This is a genomic window from Roseofilum sp. SBFL, assembly GCF_017746885.1.
GTDB lineage: Bacteria > Cyanobacteriota > Cyanobacteriia > Cyanobacteriales > Desertifilaceae > Roseofilum.
Genome location: NZ_JAGHZH010000145.1, coordinates 32,137 through 58,088 on the forward strand (window position 1 = coordinate 32,137; position 25,952 = coordinate 58,088).

At 44.5% G+C, this 25,952-nt stretch carries 27 protein-coding genes; 19 read left to right on the top strand and 8 right to left on the bottom strand.

Going from position 1 to position 25,952, the window contains the following annotated elements:
• Positions 1–39 precede the first annotated feature (39 nt).
• Positions 40–453: a hypothetical protein gene (locus tag J7545_RS15295; protein ID WP_318699433.1), complete on the bottom strand. Its 414-nt coding sequence runs from the start codon at positions 451–453 to the stop codon at positions 40–42.
• 161 nt (positions 454–614) lie between these two features.
• Here J7545_RS15295 and J7545_RS15300 point away from each other — a divergent pair, with 161 nt between their 5' ends.
• From J7545_RS15300 to J7545_RS15315, 4 genes are all read left to right on the top strand, one after another.
• The gene (locus J7545_RS15300) at positions 615–965 is read left to right on the top strand and encodes a hypothetical protein (protein ID WP_318699434.1); all 351 of its coding nucleotides are present in this window, start codon (positions 615–617) and stop codon (positions 963–965) included.
• A gap of 144 nt (positions 966–1,109) precedes the next feature.
• A complete protein-coding gene (locus tag J7545_RS15305) occupies positions 1,110–2,612 on the top strand; it encodes an AAA family ATPase (RefSeq protein ID WP_318699435.1) in 1,503 nt (500 codons plus the stop codon).
• 155 nt (positions 2,613–2,767) lie between these two features.
• Positions 2,768–3,121 (top strand): DUF1257 domain-containing protein, encoded by a 354-nt coding sequence (locus tag J7545_RS15310; RefSeq protein WP_271944967.1) that lies wholly within the window; start codon positions 2,768–2,770, stop codon positions 3,119–3,121.
• A gap of 73 nt (positions 3,122–3,194) precedes the next feature.
• Positions 3,195–4,064, top strand: coding sequence for a 3'(2'),5'-bisphosphate nucleotidase CysQ (locus J7545_RS15315; protein WP_318699436.1), 870 nt, complete (start codon positions 3,195–3,197; stop codon positions 4,062–4,064).
• Between the two features lie 10 nt (positions 4,065–4,074).
• Here J7545_RS15315 and J7545_RS15320 read toward each other — a convergent pair whose 3' ends face one another.
• Both J7545_RS15320 and J7545_RS15325 read right to left on the bottom strand, forming a co-directional pair.
• A complete protein-coding gene (locus tag J7545_RS15320; protein ID WP_318699437.1) occupies positions 4,075–5,730 on the bottom strand; it encodes an AarF/ABC1/UbiB kinase family protein in 1,656 nt (551 codons plus the stop codon).
• A gap of 30 nt (positions 5,731–5,760) precedes the next feature.
• A complete protein-coding gene (locus J7545_RS15325) occupies positions 5,761–6,822 on the bottom strand; it encodes a mannose-1-phosphate guanylyltransferase (protein ID WP_318699438.1) in 1,062 nt (353 codons plus the stop codon).
• 226 nt (positions 6,823–7,048) lie between these two features.
• Here J7545_RS15325 and J7545_RS15330 point away from each other — a divergent pair, with 226 nt between their 5' ends.
• The 3 genes from J7545_RS15330 to J7545_RS15340 all read left to right on the top strand — a co-directional run bounded on the left by J7545_RS15330 (position 7,049) and on the right by J7545_RS15340 (position 10,269).
• A complete protein-coding gene (locus J7545_RS15330) occupies positions 7,049–7,240 on the top strand; it encodes an element excision factor XisH family protein (protein ID WP_318699439.1) in 192 nt (63 codons plus the stop codon).
• Between the two features lie 65 nt (positions 7,241–7,305).
• On the top strand, positions 7,306–8,826 hold the full coding sequence (locus tag J7545_RS15335; RefSeq protein ID WP_318699440.1) for a DnaJ domain-containing protein: 1,521 nt from the start codon (positions 7,306–7,308) through the stop codon (positions 8,824–8,826).
• A 99-nt stretch (positions 8,827–8,925) separates the two neighbouring features.
• On the top strand, positions 8,926–10,269 hold the full coding sequence (locus tag J7545_RS15340) for an LCP family protein (RefSeq protein ID WP_318699441.1): 1,344 nt from the start codon (positions 8,926–8,928) through the stop codon (positions 10,267–10,269).
• A 108-nt stretch (positions 10,270–10,377) separates the two neighbouring features.
• Here J7545_RS15340 and rppA read toward each other — a convergent pair whose 3' ends face one another.
• A complete protein-coding gene (gene rppA, locus J7545_RS15345; protein ID WP_318731330.1) occupies positions 10,378–11,055 on the bottom strand; it encodes a two-component system response regulator RppA in 678 nt (225 codons plus the stop codon).
• A gap of 146 nt (positions 11,056–11,201) precedes the next feature.
• Between rppA and mgtE the strand changes: the two genes are divergently transcribed.
• Positions 11,202–12,596 (top strand): magnesium transporter, encoded by a 1,395-nt coding sequence (mgtE, locus tag J7545_RS15350; RefSeq protein WP_318699443.1) that lies wholly within the window; start codon positions 11,202–11,204, stop codon positions 12,594–12,596.
• A 98-nt stretch (positions 12,597–12,694) separates the two neighbouring features.
• On the opposite strand, the gene rpiA is transcribed toward mgtE, so the two are convergent.
• Positions 12,695–13,402, bottom strand: a complete 708-nt coding sequence (gene rpiA / locus J7545_RS15355) for a ribose-5-phosphate isomerase RpiA (protein WP_318719778.1) — start codon at positions 13,400–13,402, stop codon at positions 12,695–12,697.
• Positions 13,403–13,683: 281 nt separating this feature from the next.
• Between rpiA and J7545_RS15360 the strand changes: the two genes are divergently transcribed.
• The 7 genes from J7545_RS15360 (at position 13,684) to J7545_RS15385 (ending at position 21,551) form a co-directional block, all read left to right on the top strand.
• Entirely contained in the window at positions 13,684–15,132 is a 1,449-nt protein-coding gene (locus J7545_RS15360; RefSeq protein WP_318719779.1) for a response regulator, read from the top strand.
• Entirely contained in the window at positions 15,125–15,538 is a 414-nt protein-coding gene (locus tag J7545_RS15365) for a response regulator (protein WP_318699446.1), read from the top strand. Before J7545_RS15360 ends, J7545_RS15365 begins: the two co-directional genes overlap by 8 nt.
• A 61-nt stretch (positions 15,539–15,599) precedes the next feature.
• Entirely contained in the window at positions 15,600–17,399 is a 1,800-nt protein-coding gene (locus tag J7545_RS15370) for an adenylate/guanylate cyclase domain-containing protein (RefSeq protein ID WP_318719780.1), read from the top strand.
• 2 nt (positions 17,400–17,401) lie between these two features.
• Positions 17,402–18,064 (top strand): glutathione S-transferase, encoded by a 663-nt coding sequence (locus J7545_RS15375; RefSeq protein ID WP_318699448.1) that lies wholly within the window; start codon positions 17,402–17,404, stop codon positions 18,062–18,064.
• Between the two features lie 242 nt (positions 18,065–18,306).
• Entirely contained in the window at positions 18,307–20,646 is a 2,340-nt protein-coding gene (gene glgB / locus J7545_RS15380; RefSeq protein WP_318699449.1) for a 1,4-alpha-glucan branching enzyme, read from the top strand.
• 225 nt (positions 20,647–20,871) lie between these two features.
• On the top strand, positions 20,872–21,228 hold the full coding sequence (locus J7545_RS24125) for an element excision factor XisH family protein (RefSeq protein ID WP_271944992.1): 357 nt from the start codon (positions 20,872–20,874) through the stop codon (positions 21,226–21,228).
• Positions 21,216–21,551 carry a XisI protein gene (locus tag J7545_RS15385; protein WP_318699450.1) on the top strand — a complete coding sequence of 112 codons (336 nt, stop codon included), beginning with the start codon at positions 21,216–21,218 and terminating at the stop codon, positions 21,549–21,551. The genes J7545_RS24125 and J7545_RS15385 overlap by 13 nt, the downstream gene beginning before the upstream one ends.
• A 56-nt stretch (positions 21,552–21,607) precedes the next feature.
• On the opposite strand, the gene J7545_RS15390 is transcribed toward J7545_RS15385, so the two are convergent.
• Complete coding sequence (locus J7545_RS15390; RefSeq protein ID WP_318699451.1) at positions 21,608–21,994, bottom strand: alr0857 family protein; 387 nt, start codon at positions 21,992–21,994, stop codon at positions 21,608–21,610.
• A gap of 5 nt (positions 21,995–21,999) precedes the next feature.
• Positions 22,000–22,545, bottom strand: coding sequence for an HNH endonuclease (locus J7545_RS15395; RefSeq protein ID WP_318699452.1), 546 nt, complete (start codon positions 22,543–22,545; stop codon positions 22,000–22,002).
• Positions 22,546–22,941: 396 nt separating this feature from the next.
• Here J7545_RS15395 and J7545_RS15400 point away from each other — a divergent pair, with 396 nt between their 5' ends.
• The 3 genes from J7545_RS15400 to J7545_RS15410 all read left to right on the top strand — a co-directional run bounded on the left by J7545_RS15400 (position 22,942) and on the right by J7545_RS15410 (position 24,198).
• Complete coding sequence (locus J7545_RS15400; RefSeq protein WP_271944900.1) at positions 22,942–23,274, top strand: hypothetical protein; 333 nt, start codon at positions 22,942–22,944, stop codon at positions 23,272–23,274.
• 148 nt (positions 23,275–23,422) lie between these two features.
• A complete protein-coding gene (locus J7545_RS15405) occupies positions 23,423–23,716 on the top strand; it encodes a hypothetical protein (RefSeq protein WP_318699453.1) in 294 nt (97 codons plus the stop codon).
• A gap of 197 nt (positions 23,717–23,913) precedes the next feature.
• Positions 23,914–24,198: a hypothetical protein gene (locus J7545_RS15410; RefSeq protein ID WP_318699454.1), complete on the top strand. Its 285-nt coding sequence runs from the start codon at positions 23,914–23,916 to the stop codon at positions 24,196–24,198.
• Between the two features lie 128 nt (positions 24,199–24,326).
• On the opposite strand, the gene J7545_RS15415 is transcribed toward J7545_RS15410, so the two are convergent.
• Positions 24,327–25,169: an SPFH domain-containing protein gene (locus J7545_RS15415; protein WP_318699455.1), complete on the bottom strand. Its 843-nt coding sequence runs from the start codon at positions 25,167–25,169 to the stop codon at positions 24,327–24,329.
• 114 nt (positions 25,170–25,283) lie between these two features.
• On the opposite strand from J7545_RS15415, the gene J7545_RS15420 reads away from it, so the two are divergent.
• Positions 25,284–25,937: a class I SAM-dependent methyltransferase gene (locus tag J7545_RS15420; protein WP_318699456.1), complete on the top strand. Its 654-nt coding sequence runs from the start codon at positions 25,284–25,286 to the stop codon at positions 25,935–25,937.
• The last annotated feature ends 15 nt before the right edge of the window (positions 25,938–25,952 follow it).

The window sequence follows — 25,952 nt, forward strand, 5'->3', positions numbered from 1 at the left end:
GGGACGGGTTTTGTCTTTTGCGATCGCCCGTTACTCGACTCAGGGAATGGTATATTCCCTCGCGATTTGTTCAAAGAGGGGATAATATTGGGCAAATTCTGAACTGGGCGATCGCCCTTCCCAAACATAATAGACTTGATTGCTATAGATTCTCAGGGTTAACCGGCTGGTGGTCGTCTCTAGAGTTGGGGTTAATAAGCCTTTGATTCCTTGGTTGGTGATGAAGTTTGAACCATCGTGTAAGCCATTAAGTTCGACCTGAGACTGGGCAAACCCTTGGATCTGAATCTCTGGGCGATCGGGATGGCTGAAAATTTGCCCGTCCTGATTTTCCGGTGGCGGTTGCGCTTGCCATCGATCGGGATAGGGAAATGTAAATCCATAACGGGGATTTTGATAAATTTTCCAGTTATTCAATGGGGGATTTGCAGCGCAAGCAGAGACTGAAATCATTACACACAAAAGGATTAGCGCTTTTAACGCTGTCCTCAACATCCTCCGCTTTGTAAACAAATGTAACAATATTGCCGTCATACAGTCTTTACGTCTTGACAGCTAATGATAGAATCGATAAGGTAATAAGGCATAGCCGGATAGGACGACTCCAGAGCTATATGCAAGACAAGCAAAAAGTTACGCTGTACATTCCCCCAGAACTCCATCGTCGGCTAAAAATACAAGCGGCGATCGATTTAGAACCGATGTCAGCCATTGTAGAACGGGCAATTACATTCTACCTGGAACATCCAGAGGTCGTGGACAATATGAACGATTCCTACGGGAAAACATATCAAATCCATACCTGTCCAGAATGTGAGAGTTCAGTGGTTATCCAAGATGGAGAACTGGTCGCTCTTAAGAATCAGCCCACAGTGCTGTCTGAAGAGGAACTGCCAGTTGAGAGGGTGTCAAACCTTGATTCCCAGATTTCTCAATCTGGCGAGGAAGAATTGGTTCCGTGCTAGATATTGTCGGATCATATGCTGACATAAATGGCCGGACTAATCCGATTGTAAGCTAAACGTTTAACCCTGGGTTATCCACTTAGTATCGATCAGATTAGTCTAGCCCCAACCGGTATTCCCCCTGTTGCAAGTAGGTCGATCGCTATGCGAGAGCAGCTTAGTATTTTAATTAAAGCTCAATATCCCCTAATCTACCTCGTAACCTCTGAGGAAGAGCGGGCAGAGCAATCCATAGCCAACCTTGCACAAGGCAAGTCTCCAAGACGACTCTACGTTTGGACAGTCACCCGTGGAATGGTTGAGTACGGAGAACCTCGCAGCGTAACCCAGCACAACACGTTGTCACCGGAAGCGGCGATCGAATGGGTGATTCGCCAACCTTCCAAAGAAGGGGCAATCTTTATCTTTAAGGACTTGCATTCCTTCTATACTCCAACGATCGTGCGGTGGTTACGCGATGCGATCGCCAACTTTAAGGGAACTCAGAAGACCATTATATTAATGTCTCCTGTGCAAGAAATTCCCATTGAATTGGAAAAAGAAATTATTGTTCTTGACTTTCCTTTACCCGATCTTGAGGCTCTCAACCAAATCTTATCCGCTCAACTCGGTTCTAGTCGGATCAAGACCAATGTGCGAGAAAAACTCCTCAAAGCTGCCCTAGGATTAACCCTAGATGAAGCGGAAAAGGTCTATCGTAAAGCTCAAGTAACAGCCGGTCGATTAACACAATCTGAGGTAGAAATCGTTCTATCTGAGAAAAAACAGTTAATTCGCCGTAATGGTATTCTCGAATACATTGAAGAAGACGAAACCCTTGATTCAGTCGGGGGCTTAGAAGAACTCAAATCCTGGCTCAAACAGCGATCGAACGCCTTTACTGAGCGAGCCAGGCAATACGGACTCCCCCAACCCAAAGGAATGCTCATTTTAGGCGTTCCCGGTTGTGGAAAATCCTTAATTGCTAAAACAACCTCTCGCCTGTGGGGATTACCCCTACTGCGCCTGGATATGGGTCGAGTCTACGATGGGTCTATGGTTGGTCGTTCAGAAGCGAACCTCCGAAATGCCCTGAAAACGGCTGAATCCATTTCCCCCGCTATCTTGTTCATTGATGAACTCGACAAAGCCTTTGCTGGAGGAACCGGTTCGGCGGACTCCGATGGCGGAACCTCTAGCCGGATCTTCGGCTCGTTCCTCACCTGGATGCAGGAAAAAACCTCCCCAGTGTTTGTCATGGCAACCGCTAACCGTGTAGAACGACTGCCTGGAGAATTCTTGCGTAAAGGTCGCTTTGACGAAATTTTCTTTGTCGATCTACCCAATCAACAAGAGCGTCAAGATATTTTCACCATTCATCTAGAAAAACGTCGCCGAGATATATCCCGCTTCGATATCGAGCAACTCTCGAAGATCTGCGATGGTTTTTCCGGAGCTGAAATTGAGCAGGCCCTGATTGCAGCCATGTATGAAGCATTTGCCCAGGATCGGGAATTTACCCAACTGGACATCATTGCTGCGATCAAAGCCACGTTGCCCCTGTCAAAGACGATGCAAGAACAGGTCACTGCCCTCAGAGACTGGGCAAGACAACGTGCTAGACCTGCGGCTGCTTCGGTTGCTGAATATCAGCGACTGGAGTTCTAACAGACTTTCTCTCCTGCTCCCAACAGGAGGAAAGACTAGCGCATCCCTCGCTAGTTCATCCAACGCCAGCGAGCGCCATCAGCGCTCAACGGCATAGTTTCAATCCATGAGTTGTCGTTTCTCTCAAACAACGTTTTCTTAGGAGGAAATCTCAAATGTCTCACTTTAGCACCCTGCGTACCAAAATCACCGACGCTGAAATCCTCAAGTCTTCCTTGCGTGACCTGGGTATCTCCGTTAAGAGTGAAGCCAATGTGCGTGGATACAATGGCCAACAGGTTCGTGCTGACATCGTTGCGGTTCTCGAAGGCGAGTATGACCTCGGCTGGTCTCGTAATGCCGATGGTTCTTTCGACCTGATCGCCGACCTCTGGGGTGTTGCGAAAAAGCACAATCAAACCGAGTTGATCAACTCCATCAACCAAAAATATGCAGTCAACAAGACCCTGAGCGAAGTTAAGCGTCCTGGTCTGCAAAACGCTAACGTGAAATTGGTTGTCCAAAAGTAATTTCTCTAGCGCGTTTCCAAGTTAACGGGTTAACCTAATGCTGGTTACCCCGTTTTTTTATGTCGAGAGAGCTATGGATCACATTGCATCTGAGTTTAATCCCAAAATCACTCAAGTATTACAAGAGTGTGGTCAACAAATTGAGTTTCTCAGTGAGTCTTTTGAGGTCGATCAAAAAGGCCCAGGAGATTATGTAACCAATGTCGATCGCTATTTAGACCGGAAGCTGTCTCAGGTTTTTGGCGGTATGTTTCCCCAAGATGGCATTATTAGCGAGGAAAATGAAGTATCAAGACGCTTATTCCATCAAGGGTATGAACAATTATGGTGTATCGATCCCTTAGATGGTACAGAAGGATTAGTCAATGGTCGTCAAGATTATGCGGTGATGGTAGGGTTGTTGCGAGATTATCAACCGATCGCCGGTTGGGTTTATGCTCCTGCACGGGCAAGATTATATTATGGGGGCCAGGATTGGGGTTTATTTGAAATTCGCTCTCAAGAACTACCCAAAGCCATCATTCCCCAAATACCTCCCTCTCCCTCTACATCATTCTGTCCCGTGCAAATTGGCTTTCAAGACCGGAAAAAGTATGGCCAAGCTCTAACTCAGTTTGTTCCCCACATTCAATTTTACTCTTTAGGCAGCTTTGGCTTGAAGGTCTTAGAGGTAATTTTTGGTCGGGTTGGCCTGTATTTTTACTTCAATCGTCGGGTAAAACTCTGGGATACTGTCGGCCCCATCGCCTTAGCTCAGAGGGCGGGATTAATTTGTTGCGATCTAGAGGGTCAACCCTTAGAGTTTAGCCCCAATGCCATTCATCCGGATACCTTGGCCCACGAGCAAATGATCGTTATTGGTTGGCCAGAGTATATTGAGGCTCTTCTACCAGGATTACAGAAAGCGGTGTATTCAGTTCAAGGGGCGATCTCCACCAGCTAATCCTAGCTCCTTAAGATCGCAATCGTCCTGACCTTAGGATACTAACGACAAGCCATAATCCAATAAAGCTGGCGGCTCCAAATAAGACGGCGCTGAGTAACGAGAGTTGGGGACTTTGGGCATTACTGGAAATAACGGCTGCTCCCATAATTAGGGAACCAACGAGAATGCTAAAGGAGAGGCGGTTAGCGGAGTCGTCAATACTGCGACGAAGTCGCTCTAGGTCTTTAACCTGAATATTCCAATTCAAGGTTTCTGAGGTTAAACGGTCGAGAAATAATTCAATTAGGCGAGGGGATTGTAAGGAGAGACTTTTGAAATCGAGAGCCGTTCTGAGTAGGGTTTGAATGGGTTTATCTCCGAGCAATTGGCGCTGGAAAATATCGGTAATCAGAGGTTTAATTTGATCGAGTAAATTAATTTGGGGATTAAAGCCTCTGGCGACTCCTTCTAAGTTGGCTAAAGATTTGGCATAGAGTCCCATATTACCGGGGAGACGAATTTTGTTTTTGCGGGCAACTTCGAGAATTTCGTAGAAGACTTCGCTAAAGTTAATTTCACTCAAATTAACGTTATAGTATTTGCGAAGCATCCGTGTATAGTCGGCTTCCAAACGACTAAGATTAACGGGTTGATTCGATTCGGCTAAATCTAAGGTGAGTTGGGCGCAACGTTGGGCATCAATATCCACGATCGCCAGCAACATTTCGGTTAGAATTTGTTGAGTCCGTGGATCTAAGCGTCCAATCATACCACAGTCTAACAGGGCCACTCTTCCATCGTTGAGTAAGAAAATGTTGCCAGGATGAGGATCGGCATGAAAGAAGCCGTTAATATAAATTTGTTGGAAAAAAGCCCGGAAGAGGAGAGTTGTTACCCGATCTCGTTTTTGCTCGAGCGATAGGGTGGGAGTGACGAATGGGGTTAAGTCGGCTGAAAGGAGAGGTTTGCCTTCTAACCATTCTAAAACCAGGAGTTTTTGGCTGGTATAGTCCCAGTAGACTTGGGGAATAACAAGTTGTTTGGGGTCAAACCAGCGACTGGCGGATAAATTTTCTTGCATTTGTGTGGTGAAATGGCCTTCTTTAGTGAAGTCCAGTTCATCGCGCAGGGATTTGGTAAATTCGTCAGCGAGGGCGACTAAATCATAGTCTTGACCAAAATCGCTCAGTGATGCCAGTTCAGCTAATCCTTTAATGAGGGTAATGTCTTGCTCGACAATGCGACTAATGCCAGGACGTTGGATTTTTAAGGCCACGTCTTGCCCCGTGTTGAGGGTAGCACGATGGACTTGGCCGAGGGAACCGGCGGCGATCGCCTCTGGCTCAATTTGAGGGAAGGCTTCTTCTAAGGGAACGGGTAAATTTTGACGCAGTTGGGCCTCCACCTCTGACCAAGGCACCGCAGGAACATTGGCTTGCAGATCGGACAGAGCCGTAATATAACGACCCGGTAGTAAATCAGGTCGAGTACTGAGCAGTTGTCCTAATTTAACAAATACGGGCCCTAAATCAACCAGAATATTGCGTAATACGGTGGGAGAAGGTAACTTAGGTTCACCGGGTTGATCCCCTTTGAGCAAGCCTTCGATGTAATCCCAACCGTTGCGGAAGACGACTTCTAAAATTTCCCGTTGGCGCGAACTGGTCTTGGTGAGTGCAAACATGGTGGGATTAATTGGGATACTGTCTTAGTTTTAAAGCAAATTCTGATATTTGGGATTCTCTTTGAGCAGTCCGAGCACTTTTTTAATGTCTTGGGTGCGCTCTTTGTTGACGATTAAGGTAGCATTCCCATCCCGGACAATAACGATATCTTCTAAGCCAATCGTCACGACTAAACCCTCTGGGTCTTGATCGTAAACGATCGCCCCTTCAGTATCCAGGCTGACATGGTTCCCCAGTTCTAAATTCGGCTGTTCTCCTTGCAATAAGCGAGCCATGGCGTTCCAGTCTCCCAGGTCATCCCAGCCAAAATCAGCCGGTAAAATGTAGGCCAGTTGGGTTTTCTCCATTAAGGCATAATCAATCGAAATCTTCGCTAACTCCCCATAGGCAGCTTTACCCTGGTTTTGCAGAGGGGTTAAAATGTCTGGCGCATGGGTGGCGAGTTCCCGCAACACCACCCCAGCGCGGAAAATGAACATGCCACTATTCCAACTAAAGTTACCTTGGGCGATGAACTGTTCGGCGGTGGTGAGGTCCGGTTTTTCGGTGAAGCGTTGCACCCGATACACGGGTAAATCGAGATAGCTGCCTTTGGGTTCTCCCTGTTCAATATAGCCGTAGCCGGTGGAGGGGTAAGCAGGTTTGATGCCTAGGGTAACAATCGCTTCTTCTGTAGCCGCTAATTCTACGGCTGCTTGAATGGTTTTCTCGAAGGCGGGATAATCTCCGATCCAATGATCGGCGGGGAAAAAGCCAATCACCGCATCTTCACCATAGCGCTTGGCAATTTCCAGGGTTGTCCAAGCCACGGCTGGCGCGGTATCTCGACCTTCCGGTTCTGCCAGAAGGTTTTCTGGAGGCAGTTGGGGTAACTGTTCTTGCACGCCATCTGCCAGTTGGCTAGAAGTGCAGATCCATAGTTTATCCCAACCGGGGGCCAGTTGAACCAGGCGATCGGCAGTTGTTTGCAACAGACTCGAACCGGTTCCATCCAAGCTCAGAAATTGCTTGGGCCGATGTTTGCGACTCAGGGGCCAAAAGCGTTCTCCTTTTCCCCCAGCTAAAATCACAGGCACAACGGTATGAGACATGGTGCAGAACTCCTTCAGGTTGCAAGGTTCAACTGTGGCTATCGTAGCATTCAATTATGGCGCTGCGCGCTGGTAATGGGTAATGGGTTAACCCTTTTTTCCTGAAAATTTTAAATGATGAAATATTAGTGAGTTAAGGAAATTTTAGACCGACTCTCTTGAGGGGTTTTATCTCATATGAGATAAAATAGCAGTTAATGGATTCCTTATTCCCTAACTGCTGACCATGCCAGCAAGAGATTTATTTCATGAGTTAGTAAGGACTGCTCTTGAACATGAAGGGTGGACAATTACTCACGATCCCTATCCTATTGATTTAGGCGTTGTTGATTTTTATATCGATCTGGGTGCAGAGCGGTTAATTGCGGCTACCAAGAATGAGGATAAAATTGCTGTTTTCCTCGCGATCGCAACGTGATATTATAGACAAAGAGAGTAAGTGCATTACCCTTGTCCTCTGTTCAAGGTTGAGATCGGGACACAATGAGTACCATAGAACAGGCTTGGCAACTTTTCGGCCTCAAGCGGGGTGCAGACCTGAAGACCATAAAAAAAGCGTATCGTCAACTGGCAAAACAGTGGCATCCGGATCAGTTTGTTGGAGATGAGTCTGCTATCAAACAAGCGGAAACAAAAATTAAGGAAATCAATCAGGCTTACGAGTTAATCAAACAGGAATTATTGGAACCCACCTCTGCTAGGGTTCAATTGAAGACTGAAAAAACAAATCCGGATTTCTATTATCAGCAAGGAGTCATCAATGCAGAATTGGAGGATTATCCAGAGGCAATTGAGGATTTTACCCACGCGATTAAATTAGATGATAATTATCTCAAAGCCTATCAATATCGAGCGTTTCTCTATGAAAAGTTAGGGTATATCTATAGAGCGGAAGCGGATTTTCTCAAGGTGAAGCAGATTAAGCTGCAACAAACGACTGCTTCAGCGAGTTCTCCCGCTAAACCCTCTTCCACAGAAGAGTCAGTTAAAGAACCAAAAGCTCCTTCTCCAGGGACTTCTCCAACTGAACCTTTGGAAGAGGAAGAAGCCATTCCAGAACAGGAAGCGACCCCAAATCAAGACAGTATTCATCCTTCAAGTTGGCAGTGTATTCACATTCTGGCAGACCATAAGGATGGTGTCAGCTCTTGCGCGATGAGTGCCCAAGGTTTAGTTATTAGTGGCAGTTATGACTGTACGGTTAAACTCTGGAATTTGAAAACTGGAGATCTTTTAAAAACGATTGAGGCTCATAGCGATCGCGTCAATGCTGTTGCTCTATCTTCTGATGGTCAATCTTTTGCCAGTGCTTGTCAAAATGGAACGATCAAAGCTTGGAAACTGGGCAAAGGTAAGGTAGAAGAAATTTTCAGATTGGAGGCCCATCAAGCTGCTGTTACTTGTATTCAGTTTAGCGTGAACGGTGAGTTGTTAATCACGGGATCTGAAGATAAAACGGTCAAAATATGGAATACTGAAACCGGTCAACTGCTGAAAAATTTGACCGGATATTCGGCCCATCTCATGGATCTGGCGTTATCTGCGGATGGCAGATATTTTGCCAGTAGCGCTTTAGAACCTTTGGTGAGAATTCGACAGATAGCAGATGGAAAATTAGTCCGTTCGGTGAAAAGTCCATCGGCAATTTCATCTCTAGCGTTTAGTCCCGATGGGTTAATGTTGGCAACAGCAGGATATAATCATCAGATTCATCTTTGGAAAGTTCCGAATTATACGAAACTCTGGTCAGCTCATCAGGGTTCTCCCATTTTATCTCTGGCTTTTAGTTTCCATCAACCTTTAATTGCTAGTGGCGGTGAAGATAAAGCGATTAAATTATGGCATACTCAAACTGGAGAATTGTTAGAGAGCATTAGAGAACATGATGGAGCCATCACTGCACTGCAATTTTTAGCCCATCCTAAACTGCAAGTTCTCCTCAGTAGTAGTGAGGATGGAACGGTGAAAATTTGGAAAACCGAAAAGTTGAATCCAGAACGATGACCGAGTTACCGTTTTGAGAGAATTTATAAGGATCTCCTTGAGTCGGTGTAGCTCTATGTCACAATAGCCTTTGATTGTTGATTGTATAGGTTCACGGACTTGTCTGGACTGATTGACTATTCTTCTGGTAAAGATTCATGGGATCGAGGCTCTAGGGTAATCCAAGCCAATCAGGTCTTATTCTGGTGCTATGTCATTATTATCACTGCCTTAATCTCCGCTACATTGGGGGCGATCGCCGCTTTGCTAGTCCCCAAACAACTGATTACAATGGTGCAAGAGGAACCCCAAGAACAAGCGCCTCTGGTGAATTTGGGGTACCCCTTTCAATATCGTCTCAGGCGATCGATGAATCTGTTGATCATGGGAGTCGATCGCGGATCGAGTCCTGGTTTTAGGGGTCGCAGCGATACGATCTTGCTCTTGCGTATTGACCCGAAAACCCAAACGATTAACCTGCTCTCCATTCCCAGGGATACCCAAGTGCAAGTTCCCCAACTGGGAGAGCGTAAAATCAATGAAGTCAACTTTTTAGGCGGTCCAGAGGTCACTATTGATGCAATTGAAGACCTGCTTAAGGGAATTCAGATCGATCGCTACATTCGCATTCAAAGAGGAGCCTTAACTGAATTAGTCGATCGCCTGGGAGGACTAGAGGTTTATGTCCCCCAACCCATGTCCTACATCGATTATACCCAAGGCTTAACCATTGAACTCCTTCCTGGATGGCAAACCCTCAACGGTCAACAAGCAGAGGATTTTGTCCGCTTTCGGGGGGATGCGCTCGGTGATATTGGTCGGGTACAACGTCAACAATTACTCCTCAAAGCCCTCCAGCAACGGCTCAAAAATCCCGTGATCATTCCCCGGCTTGCGCAAGTGCTGAGAACCATGGAACCCTATATCGATACCAACTTGAGTCCAGAAGAAAGAATTGCCCTGATGCAGTTTACCCTGGATATGGACAACGAGGCTCTGAAAATGGTCATGCTCCCCGGTTCTTCCCAATTCTCCCCTTTCGAGAATACCAGTTATTGGATTATGGACGATGATGGCCGCGATCGCATCCTCCGAGAATATTTTCGGCAGTTTTGGATGGGAAACGTTTGGGATACCCCAGATTATAGTGTTTCCACCGGTCGAGACCCCACCACCCTCAGAATTGCCATTCAAAACGCCACGACTCAAACCGAATTAGCCCATCAAGTTGCCGATTATTTAGAATCGAAAGGCTATTATGACCTCTATTTTATCCCCGATTGGCCCCACCCCCTAAAAAACACTCAAGTCGTTGTCCAAAAAGGAGATATTAAAGGCGGAGAAATCCTATTAGAAGAATTGGGAATCGGTACGTTAGAAGCTATGTCAACTGGAGATTTAAGCTCCGATCTAACCTTAAGAATTGGACAAGATTGGTTATCCGATCCCTCCCCCAATCCTTAGATATTGCGGTTATCCCTCCTCTGAATTAGGAGAATTAACAGACGTTTGGGATGATTTTGAGTGCGATGAGAATAAGAAAACGATAATTAGGGATATATTTACTCTATTTTAATCAGCTAGGCTGCCAAACCGATAGCCTTTGCCATAAACGGTATGAATTAAGGAGGGTTCTCCAGGTAACTCGATTTTTCGACGCAGTAAACGCACTTGAGCAGCTAAAACATTACTATTAGGTAATTCCTCGGTACTCCAGGTAGCTCGATAAATTTGGTTATGGGTGAGGAGTTGACCGGGATGTTGCATAAAATAGGCGAGCAGATGACATTCTTTTTGGGATAATGGGATTAAGTGTCCTTGGCGATCGCCCATTTGATTATCGAGATCTAATCGTAAGTCTTCCACCTGCAACACTGAATGGTGAGCAGTCGAAAAACGGCGCAATAATGCCCGTACCCTAGCTAAGAATTCCCGCAACTCAAAGGGCTTAATCATATAATCATCTGCTCCACTATCGAGTCCCATCACGCGATCGTCTAAGGTATCTTTTGCGGTGAGAAATAGAACTGGGGTAGCCAATTGGCTATTACGTAGCGATCGGCAAATGTCTAGCCCCGATCGATGGGGTAACATCCAATCGAGAATGAGCAAATTATAGTCTCCAGTGGTCGCTAACTGTTCTCCCTGCTCTCCATTGGTGGCAATATCGACTTCATATCCTTCTCGCCTAAGGACTTGACTGAGAGACTCGGTTAACGCAACTTCATCATCAACTAACAGAATTTTCATCTCAATTAAAAATGGAGAATAGGTAATGGGTAATGGGTAATCTCCATTTTCCCATCTTCCCCACTTCCCCATTCCTTTCTCTATAAATCCGGCACAAGACCCACTAAACTAGATCCAGCCATCAACTCAGTTAAGGAGGGGAACCCGTGACTGAAGAAACAACAACCTCCCTGCCCTCTCGTCGTGAGTTACGAGAATTGGTGCGCCAACAACTGCAAGCCCTCCTGGAAACAGAAGATTATAAGGGGGCTAAAGCGATTTTAGTGCCTGTGCAGCCGGCTGATATCGCAGAAGCGATTGAAGGCTTACCAGAGGGAATGCAGGCGATCGCCTTTCGGTTACTCTCGAAAGCAGAGGCGATCGATGTTTACGAAAATCTCGACTCTTCAGTGCAACAGTCCCTCTTAGAAAAATTTCAGCGCCAAGAAGTGATCGATATTGTGGATAAGATGTCTCCTGATGACCGAGCGAGGCTGTTTGACGAACTCCCTGCCAAAATTGTCAGACGGGTACTCGATCATATGAGTCCCTCAGAACGGGCGACAACGAATTTACTTCTGGGTTATGAACCGGATACAGCGGGTCGGATCATGACCCCAGAATATATCTCATTGAAGGAAGAGTATACGGTTAGCCAGAGTATTGAACGAATTCGGAACCTGTCCCATGTGAGTGAAACGGTCTTTTATTTGTATGTCACCGATAGTGCCCGTCGTCTGACTGGAATTGTCTCCCTACGAGATTTAATCATCACCCAACCCGATCGGAAAATTGGTGAAGTGATGACTAGCGATACCGTTTTTGTACACACCAATACCGATCAGGAAGAAGTCGCTCGACTCATTCAGCGCTATGATTTTTTAGCTGTTCCTGTGGTAGACCGTGAAGAACGATTGGTAGGCATTATCACCGTTGATGATGTAATTGATATCATTGAGCGGGAAGCTACGGAAGATATTTATGCCTTTGGGGGGGTTCAGTCCGATGGTGACAATTATTTCCAGATGCGCTTATGGCGGGTAGCTCAACGACGGGTGATGTGGCTGCTGATTTTATTGGGAACTAATGCAGTCACTGGGTTTATTATTCGATCGCAGGAAGAATTAATTGTTCGATATGCTGTCCTTTCGGCCTTTATTCCCCTATTGACGGGAACTGGGGGGAATGTGGGATCGCAGTCCTCAACAGTGGTCATTCGAGGGCTGAATACGGACGAAATTCGCTCTCTAGGTATGTCTCAAGTGGTGATCCGGGAGGGATTAGCCGGATCGATTTTAGGCGTAACCCTGGGCATTTTAGCCACCCTAGGAGCGCTATTTTTGCTCAAGGTTAACTTCGCCATTGCGATCGCTGTGGGAATCTCCTTGTTAGGGATTTCGATTTTAGCATCTGTAGCCGGTTCCGGATTACCCTTTATCTTTCGCTCTCTAGGTCTCGATCCAGCCCTGATGTCTGCACCGTTTATTACCACGGCGGTTGACGTTTTGGGGGTCTTGATTTATTTCAATATTGCCCGGTTGATCTTAGAGTTGGGGACTTAGAGAGTGAGGGACTTAGGGAGTGGGGGAATGGGGTGATAGGGCGATGGGGGGATACCCTATTACCCATTACCCCATTACCTATTGCCAGCGCGTAGCGCTTAAAACTCCCGAACTGAGGGTTGACCCTCCTTAACCTCTCCAACTAGGATCGCATCAGCCACACCAACAAACAGCCCATTTTCTAAGACTCCAGGAATATTATTAATCGTTTTTTCCAGTTCAGTCGGGTTGTCAATCGAGTCAAATTTGACATCAATGACCATATTACCTTGGTCTGTGATCACTGGCCCTGCTTTTTTTACTCCCATCCGCAGTTGGGGTTTACCGCCGAGTTTTGTTAAGGCTTTCATCACAGTTGTCATAGCCATGGGCATCACTTCAACGGGTAGGAGAAAGGTCGAGCCAAGGCGATCGACGAGCTTACCAGAATCTACTACTACAATAAATTGGTCGGCCAAGGTATCGACAATTTTTTCGCGGGTGTGGGCAGCGCCTCCGCCTTTAATCAAGTTTTTGTTAGGATCGACTTCATCAGCGCCATCAATGGCAAGATCCATGCGATCGATTACATCGAGGGTAGTTAAGGGGATACCATATTGTCTAGCCAGAACTTCCGCTTGAAAGGAGGTGGGAATGCCAAGAATATTTTCAATTTCGCCCGATTTTAGGCGATCGCCGATATATTCAATGGCATAAGCAGTGGTTGATCCGGTTCCTAAGCCAACAATCATCCCTGATTTTACCTTGGATGCTGCGGCTTTACCCACCTCTTGTTTCATCAACTTTACTGGATCGGTTGTGGTCATAGGTTCAAGTGTGCTTCTGAATTAGAGTTTTGTACGACGACCTGTGGCTCTACAATGGGGTCAAGCCTAGGTACTGTTTAGTCTACTATCTGGGGGTTACCCTGCGAGCATCAGATTATCGAGAGATGGACAAACCGGAGACTTTCCTGAAGATCTCCCGGAGCCAATCTCCTAGATTGGTCTCTCGTCAGCCTAGCTTAGTCTGCTTGCAGGCACTTCTGGCACCGGTTCAAGCCTTAAACTTTAGTTTGTTATTGGACTTCCCTTATTTCTTTAAACGTATGAATTCTCAGCCATTTTCATCTCCTAAAGCCGATATTTTAGTCGTTGATGATACTCCAGAAAATCTCAGACTTATGGTGAAAATTCTGCGTGAAAACTCCTATAAAGTCCGACCAGTACCCAGTGGGAATTTAGCCCTTTCTGCCATTGAAGCAAGTCCTCCTGATTTAATTCTTCTCGATATCATGATGCCGGAGATCAGTGGTTATGAAGTCTGTCAACGGCTCAAAAATAATCCCAAAACCCAATCGATACCCATCATTTTCATCAGCGCTATGAATGAAGTCTTCGATAAAGTCAAAGGATTTCATTTGGGAGCCGTTGATTATATTACCAAGCCCTTTGAAATTGATGAAGTTTTAGTGCGAGTAAAAACCCATTTAGACAACATCTTTTTGCAAAATCAACTCCAGCAGAAAAATCAAGAACTAGAACTAACCCTAGAACAACTGAAATTAACCCAGTCCCAGTTAATTCAATCCGAGAAAATGGCCGCCCTAGGACAACTCATTGCTGGAGTTGCCCATGAAATCAATACTCCCCTAGGCGCAATTCGGGCATCTGTAGATAACCTAACTCAATTTTTTGATCGCACTCTCGAAGAGTTACCTTATTTTTTTGAAACCATGACAGTCGATCGAAAAAAATTCTTCTATCAACTTAGCAATCAAATAGACCAATCTAACGATCATATATCGAGTAGAGAAAAACGAAAAAATCGAAAGGGATTAGTTCGCCAGCTTGAAGCTTATCACATTCCTGAAGCTGACGCGATCGCTGACACCTTAGTCGATATAGGAATTTATGACAAAATTACCGATATTATTCCTGAACTGGCCAAGCCAGAAAACGATAAAATCCTCAATATGGTCTATCAAATTTCTAGTATTCAGAAAAGCGTAAAAACAGTCTCTACGGCTACCGATCAAGCTGCAAAAGTTGTTTTCGCTCTCAAATGTTATGCCCGACACGATTTACATAATAGTAAAGAACTCGCCCAGATTAATTCAGGAATAGAAACAGTGCTGACTTTATATCAAAATAAGCTCAAAAAAGGAATTGATGTGGTTAAAAACTACAAAGATACTCCACCAATTTGGTGCTATCCAGATGAACTACATCAGGTTTGGACTAACTTAATCCATAATGCTCTGCAAGCCATGAACTATCAAGGAACCCTTTTCATTGATGTTTTCCCAGAGAAACAGCATGTTCATGTCAAAATTGCCGATACAGGTCCAGGGATATCCTCGGAAAATATGCCCCGAATATTTGATGCTTTTTTTACGACGAAGTCCCCAGGGGAAGGAAGTGGATTAGGATTGGATATCGTCAAAAAAATTATTCATAAGCATCAAGGTAAAATAGACGTGAACTCAGTTCCTGGGAATACTCAATTTATCGTTTCCTTACCCTTATCCACTCAGGAGGTGAATTCCCATGCCTAAGCCCATTATTTTATGTGTTGATGATGAAAGTGTCGTTCTTAATAGTCTGAAAATTCAACTTAAAAATGCTTTCTTAGATAACTATATTTATGAACTAGCAGAAAGTGCCGATGAAGCATGGGAGATTATTGAAGAACTCCAAGAAACGGATAATCATTTAATTGTCATTGTCTCCGATTGGCTTATGCCTGGTGTAAAAGGGGATGAGTTTTTAATTCATGTTCATCAAAAATTCCCGAAAGTAATTAAGGTAATGTTGACAGGACAAGCCGATCAGTCAGCTATTGAGCGAGCGCAAAAACATGCCAACCTTTATCAACATATAGCCAAACCTTGGAAACAGGATAAATTAATCGAAACCATCAAATCAGGACTCCAAAAAGTTCAGATGTATGGCCAAGAGTAAGTTTCGTCTTATTCCAAAAAGTAAACTGATTTTACTTGATTTTTTCTGACTCAAATTCGTTATGAATAAACCGGTAATTTTATGTGTCGATGACGAGCATTTTATTTTAGATAGTCTCAAGAGAATGTTGAGACGGGAATTTGGTAAATCTTATCAAGTAGAGTTGGCGGAAAATGGGAGTGGTGCTTTAGAAGTTATCCACAAATGTTTAGCAGAAAATAATGAAGTAGTTCTGGTCATTTCTGATTATATGATGCCCAGAATGAAAGGAGATGAACTGCTGCAAAAAATTCATGAGATTTGCCCTAAAACGATTAAAATTATGCTGACTGGGCAAGCCGATATTGAAGGGATTCGTAAGGTTGTCAATTATGCGAATTTATATCGATATTTGACCAAGCCTTGGCAAATTGAAGATTTGCGCTTAACCATTCGGGAAGCGCTGAATAGCTATTCCCAAGAACAAATGTTAATTGAGACTAATATTCAGTTACAAAAAGCAAATTCAGATCTAGAAAATCTCAATCAAGAACAAGCTCATTTAATTGAATCTTTGAAACAGGCAGAAGATAAATATCGTAGAATTTTTGAAAGTGCTTTAGAAGGAGTTTTTCAAGCGACTCCTGATGGAAAATATATTAGTGCTAATCCAGCTTTAGCTAGAATTTACGGTTATGATTCCCCAGAGGATCTAATCAATGGGATTGTTAATATAGAAGAACAACTCTATGTCGATCGAGAACAGCGACAAAACTTTCTGGAATTAATGGACTCAAATCATGAAGTTTCAGGATTTGAGTCTGAGGTGTATCGGAAAGATGGGACAGTAATTTGGATTTCTGAAAATGCCCGTAGTGTCTACGATAAAGAAGGGAATTTTCTCTATTATCAAGGTTTTATTGAGGAAATTACTGAGCGCAAATCAGCAGAAGCCGAACGACAACAGTTTATTGAAGATATGTTTGAGGTCAATACGAACTTAGAAATTGCCTTAAGTGACTTAGAAAATGCCTTGAACTTAGAGGTGGAACTCAAAAATGCTTACGGTCGATTTGTGCCTCAAGAATTTATTCAGCTTTTGCACAAAGAGAGTATCTTGGATGTAGATATCGGTAATCATGTTCAGCAGGAAATGTCAATTGTATTTTCTGATATCCGAGACTTCACGAGTTTATCAGAAGCCATGAGTCCTGAAGATAATTTTAAGTTTATTAATGCTTATTTGTCTCGAATGGAGACTCCAATTGTTGAGAATAATGGATTTATTGATAAGTATATTGGAGATGCCATTATGGCCATCTTTCATGGTAGTGCAGATAATGCCCTGCAAGCAGCAATTGCTATGCTCAATGAACTCAATAGCTATAATGAAACACGCGGTCGTCCAGGACGACCTAAACTCAAAATTGGGATTGGCATTAATACAGGTTTAATGATGATTGGAACTGTAGGGGGTAAAAACCGTATGGATAGTACAGTTATTAGTGATGCCGTTAATTTAGCTTCCCGACTAGAAGGACTGACCAAAAATTATCAGGTTCCTTTACTCATTTCTGAACATACTTTTTTACGCCTTCAACATGACTCTAACTATCAAATCAGAATTATTGATAAGGTGAGAGTGAAAGGCAAATCGGAACGGGTTTCTGTGTTTGAAGTTTTTAATGCCGATCCGGTGTCTACTCGAAGGGCGAAAATGCAAACAAAAACAGTATTTGAACAAGGGTTAACCTATTACTATTTGCAGCAATTTCATCAAGCTGCTGAATATTTTGAAGAATGTTTACGACTTTGTCCAGAAGACAAGGTAGCGGAAATTTACTTTAACCAAGTGATTGAATATCTTTATGGAAAGGAATAGGAATGCGTCTACTGCAATTTAGTACCTCTCATTATTGTCGCAAAGCTCGCTTAATTCTAGGCTATAAGAAAATTACTTATGACGTAGAAAACCTAACTCCTGGGGTTCATATTCTGCGCGTTAAACCCCTAACTGGGGGGCAAACTGTGCCAGTACTGTTATCAGAGAACCAAGCTATTGGGGATTCGACTGAAATTTGGCACTATCTGGAGAAAGAGCATCCCGATCGCACTCTAATTTTAGGCGATCGCCACCAACAGCAGCAAGCCGAACTCCTCGAAGACTGGCTCGACGAAAGCCTAGGCGTTGCCACCCGCTTCATTTACTATCACTATCGCTCTGGAGAGGGAAAATCCATCGATCCCTCCTGGTTTAGCCAAGCCGTTATTCAAATTGTCAAAAAACAATATAACATCAGCCTCCGTGCCGTTTCCCTCGCCAGCCAACGCCTAGAATTAGGGCTGAAAATCCTGGGCAACTCCTGGCAACATCAACCCTATCTTGTTAGCCAACAGATTAGTATTGCCGATATTGCAGCCGCGGCTCTCCTCAGTCCCCTAGCCCTGATTCCCCACTACAGAACCCAATATCCCTGGTTATTTCAAAGAATAGAGGAAATCCATCAACTTTGTGGGGAAGCCTTACCCCCAGGGTTAGGGAGCTAGGGGAATAGGGGAATTTGGAGAATGGGCGATTAACCCTTACTCATTCCCCATTCACCTGATTCCCAAAGCCAACCTTTAAAGGTAATGTGATACAGTCCCCAGGGTTATCCCCCAATCCCCAAATTCTTCCCTATTGGTATAGGATTTATGGTCAAATATAAAGAAAATGTAATCATCCCGACCCAGTTGGGGACACCCACCAAACCCAATCAAATTTCTTAAACTTAAGGAAGGATAATTAAATGTCAATGACCATTGCCACCGACCAAATCGATCGCATTGTATGGAACCAACATCACGACCCCTTTGAAGTTCTTGGCCCCCACAAAATAGAAAATAACGGTAAATCAACCTGGGTCGTGCGAGCCTATCAACCCAACGCCGAATCTGTATCCGTGGTACTGCCGGAAAAACGCCAAGAATACCCCATGCAGTCGGTACATAATCCCCACTTCTTCGAGTGCAACATTGACATCCCCGAACTAAGTAACTACCAACTGCGAATCAAAGAAGGCGAACACGAGCGCATCATCTACGACCCCTACGCCTTCAAATCGCCCAAACTCACCGAATTTGATATTCACCTGTTTGCCGAAGGAAACCATCACCGCATCTACGAAAAACTCGGCGCTCACCTCATGACTGTTGATGGCGTAAAAGGAGTTTACTTTGCCGTTTGGGCCCCCAACGCCAGAAACGTCTCCGTTCTTGGAACCTTCAACAACTGGGATGGCCGTCAGCACCAAATGCGACGCACAGGTAATGGAGTCTGGGAACTCTTCATTCCTGACCTGGGTGTAAACACCCTCTACAAATACGAAATCAAAAACCCTCACGGACACATCTACGAAAAATCAGACCCCTATGGGTTCCAACAAGAAGTCCGGCCCAAAACCAGCTCTATCGTCACTGACCTAGATGACTATACCTGGGGGGATAGCGACTGGATGGAAGAGAGACGGAATACTGACCCCTTAAACAAACCGGTTTCTGTCTACGAACTCCATTTAGGGTCATGGCTCCATGCATCTTCAGAAGAACCCGCTAAACTACCCAATGGTGAAACTGAACCGGTTGTCATCACTTCAGAACTCAACCCTGGTGGTCGCTTCCTCACCTATCGCGAACTGGCTCATACACTAATTCCCTACGTTAAAAAACTGGGTTTTACCCATATTGAACTACTTCCCGTCGCTGAACACCCCTTTGATGGTAGTTGGGGTTACCAAGTCACGGGTTATTATGCCGCGACCTCCCGGTTTGGAACGCCCCAAGATTTCATGTACTTTGTCGATCAATGTCACCAAAATGGCATCGGGGTATTGGTAGACTGGGTTCCCGGACACTTCCCCAAAGATGGTCATGGTCTGGCGTTCTTTGATGGCACCCATCTCTATGAACATGCTGATCCTCGGAAAGGGGAACATAAGGAATGGGGAACCTTAGTGTTTAATTATGGCCGCAATGAAGTCCGCAACTTTTTAGTGGCCAACGCCCTCTTCTGGTTTGATAAATTCCACATTGATGGGATGCGAGTCGATGCAGTTGCATCCATGCTCTATCTGAATTATCTGCGTAAAGATGGGGAATGGGTTGCTAATCAATATGGCGGTCATGAACATATTGAAGCGGCTGATTTTCTGCGCCAAGTTAACCATTGTGTGTTTAGTTATTTCCCTGGAACGATTTCGGTGGCGGAAGAATCGACTTCTTGGCCCATGGTTTCTTGGCCCACCTACGTTGGCGGTTTGGGCTTCAATTTGAAGTGGAATATGGGCTGGATGCATGATATGTTGGACTACTTCAGTCTTGACCCCTGGTTCCGGCAGTTCCATCAAAATAATGTCACCTTTAGCATTATGTATCACTATAGTGAGAACTTTATGCTGGCGCTCTCCCATGATGAGGTGGTGCATTGTAAGAGTAGCATTATTGGTAAGATGCCCGGGCCAACCGATGACCCGAACCATTGGCAAAAATTTGCTAGTGTGCGCGCTCTGTTTAGTTATATGTATGCTCACCCTGGCAAGAAAACTTTGTTTATGGGCATGGAGTTTGGCCAGTGGAATGAGTGGAATGTGTGGAGCGATTTAGAGTGGTATTTGTTGCAGTATGAAGAGCATCAAAAACTGAAGAAGTTTATGAGTGAGGTTAATGCTCTATATCGTAGCGAGCCGGCTCTTTATACTCAGGATTTTAATCAAGAAGGGTTCTCTTGGATTGATTGTAATGATAATAATCATAGTGTGGTTTCTTTTATCCGTCGGGATAAGGAATCCGATGATTTTTTGGTGATTGTTTGTAACTTTACGCCTCAACCCCATTCCCACTACCGAATTGGAGTTCCTGAGCCAGGATTCTATACGGAGTTGTTTAATAGTGATTCCTATGAGTTTGGCGGTAGCAATATGGGGAATTTGGGGGGTAAATGGACTGATGAGTGGTGGTTCCATAATTATCCCTATTCGGTTGAGTTGTGCTTACCTCCGTTAGGGGTGTTGTATTTGAAGTTGGATCGGGAAAAAACTCAGGCTGCGTTTCAAGTAGATGCAGTTGAAGTCCAAGAGGCTGAAGCGGTGTAAAGGCCCATGTCTTCTATAATCCACGGGTAAAAAATTACCGAGGTTCAAGGCTCGGTTCTCTAAATGACGGGAACTGAGTTTTTTCTTGGGGTTCGGGCACAGACAAGGAGGGGCATTTATTGCGATATCATAAAATCTAGACTATAAGTAACAGTCGGTTCCATGCCTGCTAAGGATCTCTACCATAATCTTGTTGTCCAACTTTTGATCGATGAAGGTTAGACAATTACGGATGATCCACTCTATTTATCTTATGGAGGTCGGGATTTATTCGTCGATCTGGGCGCAGAACGAAGTGCGATCGCCGCACAAAAGGGAAATCGTAAAATAGCTGTTGAAATTAAAAGTTTCCTCAAGTCTTCTCCAGTAACCGATCTGGGAGATGCACTTGGACAGTATGGAATATATCAAAGCATCCTAGCAGAACTGCAACCGGAACGAATGCTCTATCTTGCAGTTCCCAAACGAACGTATGAAACGATTTTGACGGAAAAGTTAGGCCAGCTTATTTTAAGAAATTGGGATATCAAACTGATGATTTTTGATGAAGTCGCAAGGAGATTGATCCAATGGATACCCTAAAGAACTATCGCGAACTGGTTCGTAATCTGATCCTCAAATATGGGCAATACAAACCGTCTAATGGGGAGATTGAACCGGAAGTGATCCTTGATTTGGAGCGAGATCGCTATGAACTGATGAATGTAGGTTGGGATAACCAACGGCGCATCCATGGTTCGGTGATTCATATTGATATTATTGACGGCAAAATCTGGATTCAACATGACGCAACCAATATTTGTGTAGCTGAAGAGTTGGTAGAGCTAGGGGTTCCCCCGCAGGATATCATTTTAGGCTTCCATCCTCCCCATGTGCGTCAATACACAGATTTTGGTGTGGCTTGAACATGCGATCGCTCAACGGAAAAAGCCCCAGGCGATCGCGCTAGGGGCTTTTGAAATTAATTTTTCATCGCGGTTTGGGTTTTAGATGCCATCCAGAGGTGGAAGAGAAAGAATTCCGTACGATCGCCTAATTCAACTAAGAAGATTCCTTCTTCTGCTTCAGGATTAGACGTTAACCACGTGCCTCGCAAGCTGACTTCCCTGTAATCGCAATCTACCCGATCTAACGTAATCCGGTCATCAACCTGACGGCGTACCTGGGTTTCTAATAAGCGCATTTCTGGTAAATCCGCAGGCAGTAGGAAAGAGGCTGTTGTCTTTTCTAGGGAGATTGGCTCACCCACGCGCAACAGAAAGGTTAAGCGAGCGGTGACCCAATCTTCCAGGGATGTGGCAAAGCGCTCTAGATGAAAATCATTATCTAAATAGGTTAACTTCAACATATTTCCTAGCCTCCATACGCATCCAGGTCTCTTTGATGTTCTCTCCAGAACTGTTCCGCAAACGCCACGGCCGGGTGGATTGGTGCTTTCGGTTGAGTTCGTAGTTTAAGGCCGGATTGTTCTGGGGTGCGATCGCCCTTGCGAGAATTACAAGATTGACAAGCAATCACCACATTATCCCAACTGTGTTGACCTCCTTTTGACCGAGGGATCACATGATCGATCGTCAAATTCTTCTTACTACCACAGTATTGGCACATTTGTTTATCTCGCCGTAACAGCTCTTTTCGGCTAACGGGCGGTGTTTTCCAAATGCCCTCTGTCCCCGCAAAAGTCAATCGGATATGTTCAGGAACCATCAGTACTAAATTAGGAGAGCGAACCATCCATTCTTGTCCTTTGACTAAATCTAAAGGTTCGGCTTTTCCAGTCACCAAAAGGGCGATCGCTCGTTTAAGATCGATCCGACTGACGGGTAAGTAGTTCTTAGAAAATACGACTACCGATTGACTTAAAACATGGGTTGCACTGGTCACGACTAAGTTCCTCATAAAATTACCCCCGCTTCGGGTTAGGAACGAAGCGGGGGTAAACACAACAGGAGAATGCTTTGAGTTTTACCCAGGTACACTCTCTAATTTGTACCTTTGGCTTCGCTGATCGGCTCGGATGTTTGCCTGTAGCACATCCTGGATTATGGTATCCCAGGGTTCAGAATGATTTCTAAAACCGCAAGATATCTCGATGGTTCCTATATTCTTACTTCGATCGCCCATTTCTCCATAGAGACTTAGGCCACATAAGCCGTATTGATCGCGGCTATGGTTAGAGTTGGTCGATCGGGCAAAATCAGGAATCACGGGAATTTTTGGCTGCAAGGTGTAAGGATTGACTTTTAAATACTACACTGATATTACAGAGTTGTCCACCCATTGAGGAAAAAAATCATGTACACCCTCCCAAGAACATCAACAACCGATATGGAAGTTACGAGCATCCGCTTAGAAAAAGAACTCAAACAACAGCTCAAGAAACTGGCTGGCAATCAGGGCTATCAAGCTATGGTGCGAGATATTCTGTGGAATTATGTGCAACAGCGATCGGATGACTATCAATGTCAATATTATCCGGAAGACATTCGCTCTACTATAGAGGCGATCGCTCATCAAGAAGAACGCTGTGCCATTACTGGCAATCCCATTCACCCCAATCAACCCATGTTACTCGGACTCACTCATCACGGGGAGTTTGTTCCCCTCAGTCCTCGCGCTCTGCCATAGCCCTTCAAACTTAGATCAACTCGTAGTAAACCTCTGAGGTTCTGTTCCTGCTTCGTTCCCTTTATTCTACCGAAGCAGGACGGTGTTTTCATGCTCCATTAAGGGGTACAATGGTATCCAGGATAGAGTAGTGTGGAGTAAATCGCTGATGTATTCTGAAGACACAGACGCAACAGAAATTACATTTTTCTACGATACGGGAGAATCAGAAGCTTTTAGTTTACCCATTGCTCCAGAGGAGTTTCAAAAGCAGGTGAGTTTGCTCTTGGAACGCCCCTGGTTAACGTTTCATTTGTTCGATCGCACCATTTGGATCTGTATGGCTAGGGTGGTGAAAGTGGAGGTCAAACCTTCACTACCAGGTATTGTGGGCGTGGGCGTATTCCCCAGTGTGGAAGAAATGACTGCGATTCAACGGGGATCGAGGGGACGGTTTGTGTGATCGAAATTCCATGGCAAAGGGCGATCGCTCACTCAGATCCCTAGCTCAAGATCAATCGATTCTCTTCGAGAACTCACCAAATTAACTGGCATCAGTCACAGCCATTTGCACTTAACTCTGAGATGATTAAAGTATAAGAGTTAATCGCGGTCTACATCCGGATTGACCCTTACATTTCACCGATAGAGTTTGTGGATATGACAACTAGAGTGTTTGATTTTGAAGTCCTCTCTTACATTCATCCTAATGGAAGCCTACGCAAGTACGGTAGTTTAGAATGTCAGCGCTATGGCTGTGATTATCGGATTATTTCCCCGATTAATCGCCAGGATGCTTCTGCTGAAAAAGAAACCTATGAAGAGTTGATTGCTAAATTAAATCAAACTCGGATCAAGCGTATTAAAACTAAAGAAGATACAACCTTAGATGAAGCGTTTCGGATTGTTTTTCATTTAGCCAATTCCCAGGAAAAACAAGCTTAGGGAATAGGTAATGGATAATAGGGCAAACTCAGGTGTACCCGTTCCTTGAATAGTCCATAAACAGTGTTGTTTTATCAGCTTAATTCCATTACCGATTACCAGCGCTTCGCGCTATGTTGTTTAAGGGTTTAGCCATCAGGGTTGCCTTCCGATCCATTTCCCGGTGAGGATGTAGGAGGTAGATCAATTTTCTTCAATCCCGAACGTTCAGATTCCAGAAGATTGATTAGGGTCTCATTCAAAACGCTAGGATTCATAAAGAAAACCTTAGAGTTAGGACTAGCGGTAAGCTTTTCATTCGTATCTAGATAATGTCGGGCGATGATAAATTGGATAAATTCAGGGCTTCCAGAGTCCATTCCTAACGCCTCAGCCAAGATTTTCATCGATTGCGCTCCACCTTGGGCTTCAATAATCGAAGCCAGACGTTGGCTTTCCGCTGCTCGTTCTTTTTCCAAAGATTCAAGAATAGTTTTTGGCGGAGTAATATCTCGAACTTCTACTCGAATTAACTTCACTCCCCAAGAGTCAGTAATAGAGTCAATTTGTTCCAGCAAAGATTGATTAATTTCTTTGATTCCTGAAAAGGTTTGGCTCATTTCTAGGCGGCCAATTTCCCCTCGCAAATTAGTTAACACTAAGTTTTCTAAGGCATGTTCAATATCGTTAATGGCATAATAGGCACGTCTTAGGTTGACAATTTGCCAGTAAACGATCGCATCAACGGCTAACGATACATTATCTTTGGTGATTGTTTGTTGGGGAGGGACATCCAATAAACGCTCACTCATCAAGGCTCGAATCACGACTTTTTCCAGCAGCGGTATAATAAAATTTACCCCAGGGCCTAGGGTACGGTGATATTTGCCCAAGCGCTCAACTAAGCCTTGATAAGGTTCCGGAATGATGACTAGGGAACCCGATAGACAGGCGATCGCCACTAAAAAGAAAATAATAATACTGGGAATCATGGAACTATCCTGATCGCGCAAAGAAGGGAGAAGGCCAAACCTGAGGAATCCTTTATAGTGAAAAGGAACCCCTAATGATTTAAGTTTACAGGTTTAAGTTTTAATCGATTAACCATGCTCCTACACCCCCAAGACCGCACTAAACTTGATTCTAGCGACGATCTCCAGTTTTATGCTTTTCCTCGGTTCGTCACCCATGTGGATGAGGGGTTTATCCAGCAGTTAACTGACCTTTATCGCGATCGCCTCAAACCCCAGACCCGAATTTTAGATTTAATGAGTAGTTGGGTTTCCCATCTTCCTGAAGACATGACATTTGAGCATGTGGAAGGCCATGGTTTAAATGAAGAAGAGTTAGCCAAAAACCCCCGCTTAAATCACTATTGGGTGCAAAACCTCAATCAAACTCTGCAACTGCCATTTGAGGATCGAAGCTTTGATGCGGTTCTCAATTGTGTCTCCATACAATATTTGCAATACCCCGATGCCATCTTTAGTGAAATTCACCGCATCCTAAAACCCGGTGGAGTTGTCATTGTCAGCTTTTCTAACCGCATGTTTTATCAAAAAGCGATTCAAATTTGGCGTGACGGTACAGATAAAACTCGCCTCAAACTTCTTAAACAATATATCCAATCAGTATCTGGATTTACAGAACCTGAATTCATTGTGCGTCTACCTAACGTTCCGACCCTCTTGCAACTCATGGGTTGGGGAGGAGGAGATCCCTTTTATTCGGCGATCGCCTACCGCCAAGATCCAACTTGAATCAATTATCATCAC